Source organism: Paramagnetospirillum kuznetsovii (assembly GCF_003284725.1).
Taxonomy (GTDB): domain Bacteria; phylum Pseudomonadota; class Alphaproteobacteria; order Rhodospirillales; family Magnetospirillaceae; genus Phaeospirillum; species Phaeospirillum kuznetsovii.
In genome coordinates this window covers 1-13,385 of record NZ_PGTO01000041.1, presented here as the reverse complement: position 1 = coordinate 13,385, position 13,385 = coordinate 1, and the positions used below count along the sequence as shown (strand labels likewise).

The window sequence follows — 13,385 nt, the reverse complement described above, 5'->3', positions numbered from 1 at the left end:
GGACACGACAATGGCTGAGGCAATCTTGATCGAAACCGAAAACGCCCCCTGTGGCTGCCGCTCCTATCTGATGGCGGCGCTGTCCTATCTCAGCGTCTTGTGCTTCGTTCCGCTTCTGGTGGATCGGGACGACGAATTCGTTTACTTCCACGCCAAGCAGGGGCTGGTGATCTGGATGTGGGGCGTTTTGGCGCTGTTCGCGCTGCATGTTCCCGTTCTGGGGAAGTGGATTTTCGGTTTCTCGTCCATGGGGGTTCTGGTGTTCTCCCTTCTCGGACTGGTTTCCGTGGTGTTCCAGCGGGCCTGGAAGCTGCCGCTGATCAGCTGGGTCGCCGACCGGATCTGATCCTCGGACCCGACGATGCGCATCCCGACGTCTCGCTTCGGCGGGCGTCGGGATGTTTCTTTTCGGGAGCCCCGCTGGCCGTTTCGCGGCCCTTAATAATGGCTTGCCAAAAAGGTCGGCGATCATGAAGATCGCGCCAGCGGGCCTGCCTGCCCGGTCGGCGGCGGCGCAGCCAGTGGAAGCGGAGCCTTATGGATAGCACCGAAAAAGAACAGTCGAAGGGCGGATACCGCCCCGCCCGACGCCGGGACGGCGGCGGCCAGGTGGTGGTTCTGTATCTGGCCGTGATCCTGGTGGGCGGTGTGCTGGCCTGGCCCTGGCTGGCGCCGCGTCTCGGCGGTCTTCCCGGTCCCTGGGCCAAATGGCTGGGAGGCGAGACGGGCTCCATGGCCGCCGCCCCGCGACCGGCCAGCCTGGACGAACGGGTGGAGATGCTGGAAGCCTCTCTGGGGCCTTTGGCCATGCGGCTGGCGGAGACGGACCAGCGGTTGGTGATGCTTGAAGTCGTGATCCGCAAGCTGGAGCAGGAACCGCGCAAGGAGGCCGCCGCCCCCGCCGATCAGGCGCAGTTGGCGCGTCTGTCCGCCGAGATGGCCGCCATCAAGGGCGATCTGGACATGGTCCGCAAGCTGGCGGCCGACGAAGGGGGCGCCACCAAGCTGTCCAGCGCGGTGGAAAAGGCGGAAGCGGCTTTTCGCCGCATTGCCGAACGCCGTGACCGCGCGCCCTTGTTCCTGGCCGCGCTGGGACAACTGCGGGAAGCGGTGGATCGGGGCATGCCCTATCCCGCCCAATTGAAGGCGGCCCTGGCCCTGGCCGAGAAAAGCGGTGCCGACAAGCTGGCGCCGCTGGCCATTGGGGCGGGGACCGGTGTGGTTTCCCGCGTGGCCCTGGCCGAGAACTTCCGCATGACCGCCGCTTCGGCGCGCAGGCTCGAAGCCGCCGCCGAAACCGGCTGGATTCCTGCCGATATCCGGCATTGGCTGGGATCGGCGGTGATGGTCCGGCGGGCTGAAAGCAGCAATGAAGGCCTCGACGGCGCCTTGAACAGCGCCGCCCGGCTGCTGGCGGGCGGCGATCTGGCCGGAGCGGTCACGGTGCTGCGCCATGCCGAAGGCCCCGGTACGGCGGCGATCCTGCCCTGGCTGGAAGCGGCGGAACTGCGTCTGACCGTGGACGCGGTGTTGTCTGAACTGTCGGCGATGGTCATGACCGTCGCCGCGTCTCGGGACGAGTGACCCATGCTGCTGCGCCTCATTGTCCTTTTGATCTTCATGTCACCGGTGGTTCTGGCCACCTTGTGGTTTTCGGATAATGCCGGAATGGTGCAGGTGGAATGGCTGGGCTGGCATGTGGACACCAATGTCCCCGTGCTTCTCGGTACCCTGCTGGCGGTTTTCATGGTGTTTTCCGGTTTGGCGCGGCTGTCGGCGCTGGTGGCCGATCTGCCGACCAAGCTGGGCAAGTCGCGACAGGCCCGTGGACGGGAAAAGGGGATGCTTGCCCTTTTGGCGGCGCTGGACGCGGCCGAAAGCGGCGATATCGGCGACGGCCGCCGCCTCGGCGCCGAGGCGGCCCGGCTGTTGGACAGTCCCGAGCTTGCCGCCCGTCTGGACCGGTTGATGCCGCGCTCCACCACGCCTCCGGTGGTGCCGCCCCGGCCAGAACAGCCCCGGCGCGAACAGCACCGGTCCGAACCGCCCAAGGGGCGTTTGTTCGCGAAGAAGCCGTCCGCCCCGCCGGTCGTCGAAAGAAAGCCGCCGCCGCCCATTCCTGCCGTCGTCGTCGAGGCTCCCGTCGTTCCGGCCGAGCCCAGCGCCGAGGATGTGGCCACCTTTGCCGCCAAACTCCGAGATGGAGCGTGGGAGGCGGCCCAGGCCTGCATCGACGCCACCCTTTCCGCCGGACGGCTGTCGCCGATCCTGGCCGCCCGTTGGCGGGCCGTGGTGCTGGAAGGCCAGGCCTGCCTGGAAGGCCTGGACGACCCCGCCCGTCCCTTGCGGCTGGCGCGCGAGGCCTTGGCCGCCGATCCGGGCTTTCTTCCGGCTGCTCTGCATGTCCTTCGGCTTGACGTGGCCGAGGGGCGCCGGGCCGAGGCCGAAGCGGTCCTGGCCGCGATCTGGCGGACCGCCCCCGCCCGGATTTTGCTGGAAACCTGCGCGCCGCTGTGGCGCGACGAGGATGCCGACAGCCGCTTGAGGCGGTTCGAGGCCCTGGCGGAACTGGCTCCCCATGATCCCGACGGCCACCTCGCCGCCGGAGAAGCGGCCGTCGCCGTCGCCAAATGGGGCGTCGCCCGCCGTCACCTCATGGCGGCGTTGAAGATCGCGCCCGATGCGCTGGGATGTCGGCTCATGGCCGAGATCGAGGACAAGGAGCCGGGCGGATCGGAACGGGCCGAAATCTGGCGCCGCCGAGAACGCGAGGCTCCGGCCGCGCCCGCCTGGGTCTGCGCCTCCTGCGGCGCGATCTCGGAATCGTGGGCGCCTTGTTGTTCGGCCTGCGCCGCCGGGGCCGCCATCCAATGGACGCGCCCGGCTCACAAGCCGGAAAATCCGCCCGTCCCCGAACATGTTCCGCCGTTGGCGGAGGCTCCGCCCGCTCCCGTCGAGCCTAGCGCTGCGCCAGCGTCGTAACCGTGTAGATGGCCAATCCCACCAGGCCGCCGACCACGGTGCCGTTGATGCGGATATACTGAAGATCCTTGCCCACGTGGCTTTCCAGCTTCTCGATCAGGAACGGGGTGCGCCAGCGCATGACCAGATCGGTGATCAGCGAGCCGATCAGTTCGCGCCGGGGCACCAGCAGGGCTTCGGTGGCGTCGCGCAGCCAGCGGTTCAAGGTCGCCCGCATGGCGGTGTCGTGCTCCAGCCGCTGGCCGATTTCGCGCAGGCCGTTTTCAATCAGCAACTCCATGGTCTCGGCCTCTTCCATCAAGTGGTCGTAGGCGCTGCTTCCCAACTGACGGAGATAGGTCTCCAGGGCCGGGTCGTCGAGAACCTGCACCTTGGCGTCCTCGATCCGCTGGGCGAAATGCGGTGAATTGGTCATGCCGTCGATGGTTTCGTGGACGAAGAGTTCAAATTTCAGCCGCCAGGGATGGTCGTGGGCGGTCAATTCCCCCAGTGATCCGTCGATGCCGTGGGTGACGCCCTGGGCGATCTGGGTCTCCACCCACAGTGGCAGCCATTCCGGACACTCCTTGGCGACCTTGGCGCGGATGAAGGAACGGTTCTGGGCGACGAAGGAGCGGGCCTCCGTCACCAGATGATCCAAGATGGCGTGGTGATAGCCGCGCTCCACCATGTAGGACAAGATGTCGGCCATGCGCGGGGCCGTGATGGCGGTGTCGACCACCTTGCGCAGGCCGCCGCCGATGGTTCCGCGCCACCGCTGCTCGCCGATTGTGTCGATGATGGGGGGGAGCGATCCGGCGATCCGGGCGGCGATCATGGCCGCCGTCTCCGGTTGGGCCAGCCAACGCCCCAGACGTCCGGCCGTATCAAGTTCCTCCAGCCGCTGGGCCAGCGCCTGCGATGCCAGCAGGTTGTCGGCGACGAACCGGCCGATGGCGGCGGCGATCCGGCCGTGATTGCGGGGAATGACGGCGGTGTGGGGGATCGGAAGACCAAATGGATGGCGAAACAGGGCGGTGACCGCGAACCAATCGGCGATGCCGCCGACCAGGGCGGCTTCGGTGAAGGCTCGGACCGGCGCCAGCCACGGCCAGGTTCGCTCCCCCCAAACGGAGAATGCGAACACAGCGGAGATCAAGGCAAGCAAAGCCGTAGCATAAGTACGCATGCGGGAAAGTCCGGCATGTTGCGTTCGATTATCGTTATCTTCCGGCAAAGAGGGCATCTGATCCGAATCCGAGGGCGGCGGCAGGTAAGTGTAACTTTTTGTTTCGAGCATATGCACGGAATCCGCTGAAGTCGGCGGAATGCGGGGTACCTTCGTATGAACCCTGTGTTTATGTGTTGTCAACCGCCCCCGACTCGCTGCTATAGTCCGATCGAATCGGAGGTGACGGGTGTCTCGAGTGGAAGCGGCCGCGGCAGAAGTTGAAGTGCACCAACGCAACGCCCTTTATTTGCTATCGGCGTTGTGCATGGTTTTCATGACGCTGGTGGTTGCTATTCAGCCGCTGTTTTTGCGAAACATTCTTAATATCTCCTTCGAAACCGCCGGCGCCGTCAATGCCAATGTGCAGGTCGTGACCGAGGTTCTGGATCTCTTCATCTTCGCCTATCTCGGCTATCTGTCGGATCGGATCGGACGGGTCAGGATCATCGTGGCCGGGTTTCTGGTCGCCGCCGTCGGCGCGGTGATCGCGCCGCTCAGCCCCTGGATCGGCGGCGCCTCCATCGGCGCGCTGGTCGTCTATTACGTTTCGCGGGTCATCATGTCGGCGGGCAGCGGCGCGGTATGGCCGCAACTGTCGGCCCTGGCCGGGGATTTCAGCGATGACGGCACCCGGGCGCGCCTGATGTCCAACACCGCGTTCATGATGGCCTTCGGGGTAACCCTGGTCTACGCCATCTTGATGCAGATCCCGGCCCATGCGGGCATCGCCGTGACCATGCTGCTGACGGCGGCGGTTTCCCTGGCCGGTGCCTGGCTGGCGGGGAAATTCCTGGTGGATGTCGCTCCGCGCACGCAAGAAACCTCGGTTCCCTGGCGGGCGGTCTGGAACTTGGTGCAGGCGGAGCCCCGCCTGCGTCTGGCTTTCGCCAGTTCCCTGTTCGCCCGCAGCGACATGGTGTTCGTCGGGCTCTTTCTCATGCTGTGGTTTATCTACTTCGCCGATCTGATCAAGGTCGGGCAGGCCGAGGCGGCGGCGCGGGCCGGAATGCTGATTGGCCTGATGGGGGCCGTGGTCATGCTCTCGATCCCGGTCTGGCGGTCATTTATCGAACGGTTTGGCCGCATTCAGGCGGTTCTGCTGGGAATGGTGCTGTCCGCCCTGGGTTTCATAATGCTGGGTTTCATTGTCAATCCGTTCGATTGGTTCATGGTGCTGCCCATCTTGTTGATTGCGTCCGGGCAGGCCGGTTGTTTTGTGGCGCCACAAATATTAACCGTTGATTACGCGCCTAGGGATTTGCTTGGGTCGGTGCTTGGTGCATTCAATGTTATTGGGTGTGTGGGTATTATTTTTTTTGTTCAGGTTGGTGGGCTTTTATTTGATTATATAGGTCCGCCGGCACCTTTTGTCTTTACTGGCGTTGGAAACTTGATTATATCGGCGTATGCATTGCGCCTGCTGAAACGCGAGGCGCGTGACGGCGGCGGAGGCGACGCCCCAGGGGACGACGGGGTGGCGTAGCGCCATTCGCTCTGCATCAAGACTGGAGTAACGTTTATGCCAAGCGTGATTTTCGGACTGCTGGCGCTTGCCCTCGGATTGCTGGGGGTGACGGCATGGTGGTGGTCGGTGACCGAGTTTCTGCGCGGAGCAGTGCCGGTGGCCCTGATCATCCTTGGCTTGGTCGCGCTGGCCGCCGGGGTGCAATCCGTGCGGTTGCCTCGTTCCAACAAGGGGACCGCTTCAGACCCTGACATCGATGGTTGATGGCCATGTTCAATGGTGACGTAGAAGACGGCGGGCGCGGCGATGCTTCCTGCGGCAAGGATCTGAAGCGCTATCTGATGCTCATGGGCGTGGTCGCCCTGGTCGTCCTGTTTGGCGCCTTCATTTACCGGCAGTCCTCGGGCGGTCTTCGTCTCGGCGCCATGCTGGAGCAGATGGGGCGGGGCACCGGCCATGCCGTCAATGTTCCGGTACAACAGGGCGGGGTTCCGGCACAGCAGGGCGGGCCGTCGGTCGCCGCCAATCCGGCCATGTCGGTTCCGGCTGGCGCCCGCGTGGCGCCGCCCTCGGCCGCCGGTGCCATCGCGACCATGCCCCCCATGGTGGATTTCGGACCGGCTCCCATTGGGGCCGGGGGGCCGTTCTCGAGCGTCGTCACCTTGCTGCGCAACAGCGTTGTCGCCGTTACCGCGTCTTCGGCCAACGGGCAGGCCATGCCCGACCCCTTGGGCCTGGCCAATCCTGACGGACTGCCCCATTTCGCCAATCCCGCCACACGGTCGGTGGAAAACATCGGTACCGGCGTGATCGTGCGCAACGACGGCTTCATCGTCACCAACTATCACGTGGTGCGCGGCGCCAATTCGGTGTTCGTCACCGTGCAGGACGACGTGGGTTCGACCCGCTATGCCGCCGAAATCATCAAGATGGACGAGGCTCTGGATCTCGCCCTGCTGAAGGTGGCCGCCAAGACGCCGTTGACCGCCGCCGTTCTGGGCGACAGCGACGGGGTGCGGGTCGCCGACGAAGTGATCGCCATCGGGACTCCCTTCGGTCTGGACATGACCGTCAGCCGGGGCATCATTTCCGCCAAGCGCAAGTCCATGGTGATCGAGGGCGTGACCCATTCCAACCTGCTGCAGACCGACGCCGCCATCAATCAGGGCAATTCCGGCGGTCCGCTGGTGATTTCCAACGGGACGGTGGTCGGCATCAATACCGCCATCTACACCCCCAACGGCGCCTTTGCCGGAATCGGCTTCGCCGTGCCCAGCAATCAGGCCCGCCTGTTCATCTTGGATGAAGTGGGCTGGCTGCCGACCTCCACCGCCGAGGGCGCGTCCATGGGCCTGGTGGCCATGCAGCGCCCCATGGGTGGTGGCGTGGGCGCGGCGGGTCCGGCCATTCTCGCCGGGACTCCGGCGCCCCACACCGATGGTCGGCAGAACATGGATTGCACCACCTGCCACGATCTGATTCCGGCCGGAAACGGACCGCAGGCGCCGATGATGCCCATCGCCGCCCCGATTCCGCCGCCGCCGATCCCCATGGGTGCCGTTTCGCCCCATACCGACGGCCGTCAGAAGATGAACTGCGCCAACTGCCATCAGATGTTGGGGGGCGCCGCGCCCATCGCCGCGCCGGGGCCCGGCGGGGGGGCTTACCGCTTCGCGCAGCCGCCGGGAAGCTTGGCCATCAATATCCAGGGGCCGCGCGGCGGGCAGTCGGCCGCCGCCGGAACCGGTCGGGTCACGCTTTTGGGCGCCGCCCTGACTCCCATGTCGCAGCGCCTTGGCGCCCAGACCGGTGTAACGGCCGGACGCGGAGTGTTCATCTCCGGCGTCACGCCCAATACTCCGGCGGCGACGGCTGGGCTGCGGCCGGGCGACGTCTTGCTCAAGGTGGACGGCCGTCCCGTCCGCCTGCCGGAGGAAGTCTTCGCCATCATGTCCGAGATGCATGCCGGACGTTCGGTGCGGCTCGGTGTCCTGCGCGACGGCGATGTGCGTAACATGACCCTGGTCGCCGGACCCGCCGGTCTGGCCGCCGCGGCGGTCCAGGCTCCGGCCGCGGTCGACATGGCTCAGCCGCCCATGGGCGGTATGGCCCCCGTCACACCCGGCATGGCCGCGATTCCCGGTGCTCCGGCCGCCCTGCCGAAGCCTCCGACCGAGTTCAACTGGTTGGGCATGGAGATCGAAACCTTCCAGGCGCCGCGTCCGATCACCGGCGTGCCCGGTGCCGTACCGGTTCCCGGAGCCAAGGGGGCCCAGGTGGCCGAGGTTCTTGTCGGATCACGGGCCGCCGTGGCGGGGCTCCAGGCCAACGACCTCATCCTCGAGGTCAATAATCGGCCGGTGGCCGGTCCGGCTCGTCTCGACGCCGCCATTAAGGGGGCGACGAATGCCGGGCAGCAGATATTGCTGAAGGTCAACCGCAATGGCCAAGAGTTCTGGATTGTCCTTTGATGGTGGAGCGGGATAATGGCGACTAACCGGCGAGATCGCGACAAGGGCGACGAGAGCCAAGGCGAAGGCCTGCTGGTGGGCGGTGGGTTTGCTTCGGAGCCGGAAATCGTCTCGGTGACGGTCCATCCCTCGCCGACTTTGGCCGCGTCGCCAAAGCCGGCGCAGCAAGGCGATATTTGGGTCAGTTTGCTGGAAAGCTCGCCCTGGTCGTCAAATCACGGCGGCCGGATCGAGGCGGTTCAACCGGCCCCGGCTCCCGCCCGCCCCGCGGAATCCTCGTCGGTCGGCGATCTGGTCAGCCGTTGGTCGCAGCCGATCTGGCGGACTCCCCGCCGCGAGGAAGAGGTCGAGACGACCTCGGAGAGCAATATCGTCATCGAGGTGGAGGCCCCCCCCCAGGCGATCACTCCGGATGTCACCGTGTCCGTCTCCGATCTGATGATCGAGGTTCAGCCGGTCCAGGCCCCCGAAGACGACGCGGTGGCGTCGGAGACACTGGCCGACAGCTTGGCTCGGCTGAGCGGTTTGGCCGAGGGTATGATTCCCGACGAGTCCGTGCCTGCCGAAGAATTCTCCTTGGTGGTCGAATCCGAGCCACTGGTGGTTGAGCCGGAGATCGTGTCGGCGGAAGCCGTGGCCGAGCTGGAGCCCGAAGCGCTGGTGATCGAAGCCGAGCCGGATATGGCGGTTGCGGCGGACGTCGCGCCCGAGCCCGAAGCACCGGAAGAGGTTGCGGTTGAAGTCGAGCCCGAGCCGGAGCCCGAAGCGCCGGAAGAGGCTGTTTTCGAACCCGAAGTGCTGGTGGTCGAGCCCGAGCCCGAAGCGCCGGAAGAGGTTGCGGCCGAAGTCGAGCCCGAGCCCGAGCCCGAAGCGCCGGAAGAGGCGGTTGACGAACCGGAAATCGAAATCGCCGCGCAATCCGAGACAGCTCCCGCCCCGGCGGCCAATTCCAGCCTTTCCGAACTGATGCTGGCGGCCGCGGCCATGACCCCGGTTTTGGCCTCTCCTCCTTCCGTCGCCCCGGCGGCCAAGCCCGTCCGCGAGCCAGCGAAGAAGAAGAAGGCCGCACCGGTCAGGACGAAGGCCGTCGCGGTTCAGGAAGTTCCCGTCGAAGATCTTCTCGGCGGAATTTTCGGGATCGCCGGTTCGGCGGTGCGTGGGGTCTTCAACCTTGGTGCCGAGGTCGTCGGCGGCGTCGTCGGTGGCGTGGTCAAGGGGGGGCGTGCCATCGGGGACAGCGTCGTCTCCGGGGCGCGTCGGCTGACGGGATCCGCCGGGGAAAGTTGCGGGGACTGCTCCACGTCGCAATGCGACGCGGTGGGCAAGAAAAAATAGCCGACAGCCGTGATTTGGTCATTTAGCACGCGAACGGAGTGACAAAAATGAGTGAAGGTGAAGGCCAGGCCAAGAACAGGTTGTTCCTTGGCATCGACCTTGGGACTTCCCATACTGCGGTGATGTCGAGCCGGGGCAAGAAGTTCCTGCTGAAGTCGGTGGTTGGATATCCGAAGGATGTCATCGGTTTGAAGCTGCTCGGCCGCCCCTATGTGGTCGGCGACGAGGCTTTCGAGATGCGCTCCTACCTGGATATCCGCTATCCGCTTCAGGACGGGGTGCTCAGCGAGATCAGCGATCGCGACATCGAAGTGGCGCGCCATCTGTTGACCCATGTGGTGAAGTCGGCGGAGCCCGGCCCCAACGACGAGATCTGCGCCGTCATCGGCGTGCCGGCGCGGGCATCGGCGGCCAACAAAGCGCTACTGCTCAAGATGGCCCAGGAAGTGGTTCATACCGCCCTGGTGGTGTCCGAGCCGTTCATGGTCGGCTACGGCCTGGACAAGCTGATCAACACCATCATCGTCGATATCGGCGCCGGAACCACGGATATCTGCGCCCTGAAGGGCACCGTTCCCGGTCCCGAGGATCAGGTCACCCTGACCAAGGCCGGCAATTATGTGGATGAGCGGCTCCAGAACGCCATCTTGGAACGTCATCCCGAACTGCAGATGAACGTGAATGTCGCCTGCGCGGTGAAGGAGCAGTTCTCCTTCGTCGGCACTCCCACCGAGGTTGCCTCGTTCGAGTTCCGCGCCGCAGGCAAGCCCGTGCGCGCCGACGTGACCGAACCGGTGAAGGTCGCCTGCGAGGCGTTGTTGCCCGACATCATCGAAAGCATCGAGACGCTGCTGCGTTCGTTCCAGCCCGAATATCAGGCGACCGTGCTGCAAAACATCGTGTTCGCCGGTGGCGGCTCGCGCATTCGCGGATTGGCGTCATACGTCAAGGAGAAGCTGCGTCCCTTCGGCGACGCGGAAGTAACCTGCGTCAAGGATCCCACGTTCGACGGTTGCCGGGGCGCCTTGCGTCTGGCGGAAGAGCTACCGCCGCAGTATTGGCGTCAGCTTGGAGACGTCTCCGGCCCATGACGGCGGGAGAGGTCGATATGCGGGCCCGGGATATGCGGCAGTCTAGGACAGTGGCATGGTAAGATTGATCGGATTGTTGGCGTTCGGGGGGGCGGTCGTGCTGTTGGCGTCGTCCAACGCGCATATGGTCGAAACCCGCCTGGGACCACTGGCGATGATCGCACCGCATTTTGTGGTCCTGGCCATAACTTTTTTTCTTGGTTTCGCCATCGGCATCGTCTCTGTGCTGGCCAGCGTCATGAAGCGGCGTAAGCAGAAGACGCCGGGGAAGAGCATCGTCATCAAGCGCTGAATCTCTTCGCTTGTGTTGAGGCGAGGCCAAGCCAGGGCTTTGGAGTGAGTAAGGATGAGGAAGAGCGGTTGCACAGTCTGCAGCAGGAGCATCGGCTGGGTCGGCTTGGCTGTAAACACCGTACTCATGGTCATGAAGGCGTTTGTCGGTCTGATCGGCGGATCGCAGGCCATGCTCGCCGACGCCATGTATTCGCTGAAGGACATGCTGAATGCGCTGATGGTGGTCATCGGGACCACCATTTCCAGCAAGCCTCTTGACGCGGAGCATCCCTACGGCCACGGCAAGGTCGAATTCATTCTGTCCATGGTGGTCAGTGTCGTCTTCATCGGACTGACCGGCTATCTGCTGGTTCACGCCGTCCAGATCCTGCTGGATGAAAGCATGCACCGCACCCCGCATCTGATCGTGCTGTGGGCGGCGCTGGTTTCGGTCGGCGTCAATGTGGCCATGTATTTCTACTCCCGCTGCGTCGCCATCGAGACCAACAGCCCCATCATCAAGACCATGGCCAAGCATCATCATGGCGACGCCACCGCTTCGGGGGCCGTGGCGCTGGGCATCATTGGCGCCCATTACCTCAGCATGCCGTGGATCGATCCGGCGGTCGCCCTGTGGGAAACCATCGACCTGCTGCTGCTGGGCAAGGTCGTCTTCATGGATGCCTATCGCGGCCTGATGGACCATACGGCGGGCGAGGCGGTGCAGAACCGCATCGTGGATACGGCGGAGCAGGTTCCCGGTGTGCGCGGCGTGATCCATCTGCGCGCCCGCTATGTGGGCCAAGACATCTGGGCCGACATGATCATCGGCGTCGATCCCGAGCACACGGTGGAGCAGGCCCACGAGATTTGCGAGGCGGTTCAGGCCGCGGTCTGCGGCAAGATGCGCCGCATCGAATCGCTACATGTCAGCGCCGAGGCGCGGGAAGCCGGAGATACCAGCAAGCCCACCTTCTCGGAAGAGCCGCTGACTTACGACGAGGTCATGCTGTCCAAGGTAGATAACTAGGTGATCGGATTTCTCACCCTTGCCGTGTTCGTCGCGACGTTCGCCGTTATCTATCGGTGGGCCGAGGGCAGCCATCTGGCCGTTTTGGCCGGGGCGGCGGCATTGGTGGTGATCGGAACGATCAGCGGCACATACACGCCGGTCATGGCGTTACGCTCCGTTTATTTCGAGACCCTGGCCCTGATCTTCGGCATGGCGGCCATTTCCGCCCTCCTGGCACGGTCCGGCGTCTATGCCTATCTGGCGGCGGGAACGGCGGAACTGTCGCAGGGCCAAGGACGCTGGGTTTTGGTGATGATGGCGCTGGTGACCTATGGGATTTCGTTGGCCAGCAACTCCTTGGTGACGGTGGCGGTGGTGGTCCCGGTGACCCTGACCGTGTGCTTTCGCACCGGCATCGATCCGGTTCCGGTCATCATCGCCGAGATCGTCGCCGCCAATTTGGGCGGGTCGTCCACCATGATCGGCGATTTCCCCAACATGATTCTGGCCTCGGCCGGCAAGCTTCACTTCAATGATTTCATCGCCGGGATGATGCCCGCCTGCCTGATCTTGCTGGCGGTCATGCTGGTCTTCTTCGAGCGGCGTCTTGGGGATTGGAAAAGCGTGGAAATTCCCGTGGATCCGGCTTGGGTCCGGGGCGAGGCGTTGCGCCATCGCGATATCGACCGCCGCCTTTTGCGCTATGGATTGATCATTTTCGGCATCACCGTCGCCGGGTTGATCCTGGCTGGGCCGCTGAAGGTTCGGCCGGGCTGGATCGCCTTTGTGGCGGGCCTTACGGCGCTGGGACTGGGCCGCTTCAAGGACGACGAGTTCTTCACGGCCTGCGGCGGCACCGATATCTTGTTCTACGGTGGCCTGTTCGTGATGGTGGGAGCGCTGACCTCGGTGGGCGTTCTCGACTGGGCGGTAAACTGGCTCGAAGGCATCACCGCCGCCCATGACCGCGTCCGCGCCATCCTTTTGATGTGGATGGCCGCCGCCGTCACCATTTTCGTGGGGGGCGGCACCTCGGCGGCGGTCTTCGCCCCGGTGGCGGCGACGCTTCGCTTGGATGGGGACGGCCAGGCGGCCTGGTGGGCCCTGGCGCTGGGCATCATGGCGGGTTCGGTGGCGGCGCTGCCGGGCGCCACGGCGGGCTCCCTGGCCATGACTCAATATTCCGGCTTCGTGAAGCGGCATCCGGAACTGGCATCCGCCGCCGCCGCCGGTCTGCAATTCACCCATCGGGAATATGTCCGTTGGGGCATGCCGCTGATGGGAATCTTCCTGGTGCTGGCGACCGTGTATATCGCTGTTCTCGCAGGATGAGACATGACGACAGGAACCCGAATGAACGTGGAACACAGCCATGATTGAAGTCGGCGAGACCATGGGCGATCTGCCCACCAACAAGATCGTCTTTTGCGAACGGTCGTGGAAGACGCCTGTCTCGATCCTGGCCTTCTTGATCTTCGTGACCTTCGCCTGGGGGATCTATCTCCTCGACCATTACGACGAGGACGATAATTTCCACGGGGCCGAC

At 64.7% G+C, this 13,385-nt stretch carries 12 protein-coding genes; 11 read left to right on the top strand and 1 reads right to left on the bottom strand.

All coding sequences use genetic code 11. The annotated features are described in order from the left end of the window. Positions 1–10 precede the first annotated feature (10 nt). The 3 genes from CU669_RS20540 (at position 11) to CU669_RS20530 (ending at position 2,982) form a co-directional block, all read left to right on the top strand. Positions 11–346 carry a hypothetical protein gene (locus CU669_RS20540; protein WP_112147455.1) on the top strand — a complete coding sequence of 112 codons (336 nt, stop codon included), beginning with the start codon at positions 11–13 and terminating at the stop codon, positions 344–346. 191 nt (positions 347–537) lie between these two features. Next, positions 538–1,584 (top strand): COG4223 family protein, encoded by a 1,047-nt coding sequence (locus CU669_RS20535; protein WP_112147454.1) that lies wholly within the window; start codon positions 538–540, stop codon positions 1,582–1,584. Positions 1,585–1,587: 3 nt separating this feature from the next. Beyond that, positions 1,588–2,982, top strand: coding sequence for a heme biosynthesis HemY N-terminal domain-containing protein (locus tag CU669_RS20530; protein ID WP_112147453.1), 1,395 nt, complete (start codon positions 1,588–1,590; stop codon positions 2,980–2,982). On the opposite strand, the gene CU669_RS20525 is transcribed toward CU669_RS20530, so the two are convergent. Then, positions 2,960–4,150, bottom strand: coding sequence for a DUF445 domain-containing protein (locus CU669_RS20525; protein ID WP_239988821.1), 1,191 nt, complete (start codon positions 4,148–4,150; stop codon positions 2,960–2,962). The genes CU669_RS20530 and CU669_RS20525 overlap by 23 nt on opposite strands. A gap of 238 nt (positions 4,151–4,388) precedes the next feature. On the opposite strand from CU669_RS20525, the gene mamH reads away from it, so the two are divergent. Genes mamH through mamN form a run of 8 tightly spaced genes read left to right on the top strand, consistent with a single transcriptional unit; the run spans position 4,389 to position 13,171 of the window. Beyond that, positions 4,389–5,675, top strand: a complete 1,287-nt coding sequence (gene mamH, locus CU669_RS20520) for a magnetosome biogenesis transporter MamH (RefSeq protein WP_239988820.1) — start codon at positions 4,389–4,391, stop codon at positions 5,673–5,675. 36 nt (positions 5,676–5,711) lie between these two features. Beyond that, positions 5,712–5,921: a magnetosome protein MamI gene (gene mamI, locus CU669_RS20515; protein WP_112147452.1), complete on the top strand. Its 210-nt coding sequence runs from the start codon at positions 5,712–5,714 to the stop codon at positions 5,919–5,921. Beyond that, on the top strand, positions 5,921–8,128 hold the full coding sequence (gene mamE / locus CU669_RS20510; protein WP_112147451.1) for a magnetosome formation protease MamE: 2,208 nt from the start codon (positions 5,921–5,923) through the stop codon (positions 8,126–8,128). The genes mamI and mamE overlap by 1 nt, the downstream gene beginning before the upstream one ends. A 15-nt stretch (positions 8,129–8,143) precedes the next feature. Beyond that, entirely contained in the window at positions 8,144–9,463 is a 1,320-nt protein-coding gene (mamJ, locus tag CU669_RS20505) for a magnetosome protein MamJ (RefSeq protein WP_112147450.1), read from the top strand. A 47-nt stretch (positions 9,464–9,510) separates the two neighbouring features. Continuing rightward, the gene (mamK, locus tag CU669_RS20500; RefSeq protein WP_112147449.1) at positions 9,511–10,554 is read left to right on the top strand and encodes a MamK family actin-like protein; all 1,044 of its coding nucleotides are present in this window, start codon (positions 9,511–9,513) and stop codon (positions 10,552–10,554) included. A 55-nt stretch (positions 10,555–10,609) separates the two neighbouring features. Continuing rightward, on the top strand, positions 10,610–10,846 hold the full coding sequence (gene mamL / locus CU669_RS20495; RefSeq protein WP_112147448.1) for a magnetosome protein MamL: 237 nt from the start codon (positions 10,610–10,612) through the stop codon (positions 10,844–10,846). Between the two features lie 54 nt (positions 10,847–10,900). Then, entirely contained in the window at positions 10,901–11,857 is a 957-nt protein-coding gene (mamM, locus tag CU669_RS20490; protein ID WP_112147447.1) for a magnetosome biogenesis CDF transporter MamM, read from the top strand. After that, positions 11,858–13,171, top strand: coding sequence for a magnetosome biogenesis transporter MamN (mamN, locus tag CU669_RS20485; RefSeq protein ID WP_112147446.1), 1,314 nt, complete (start codon positions 11,858–11,860; stop codon positions 13,169–13,171). Positions 13,172–13,385: the final 214 nt, after the last annotated feature.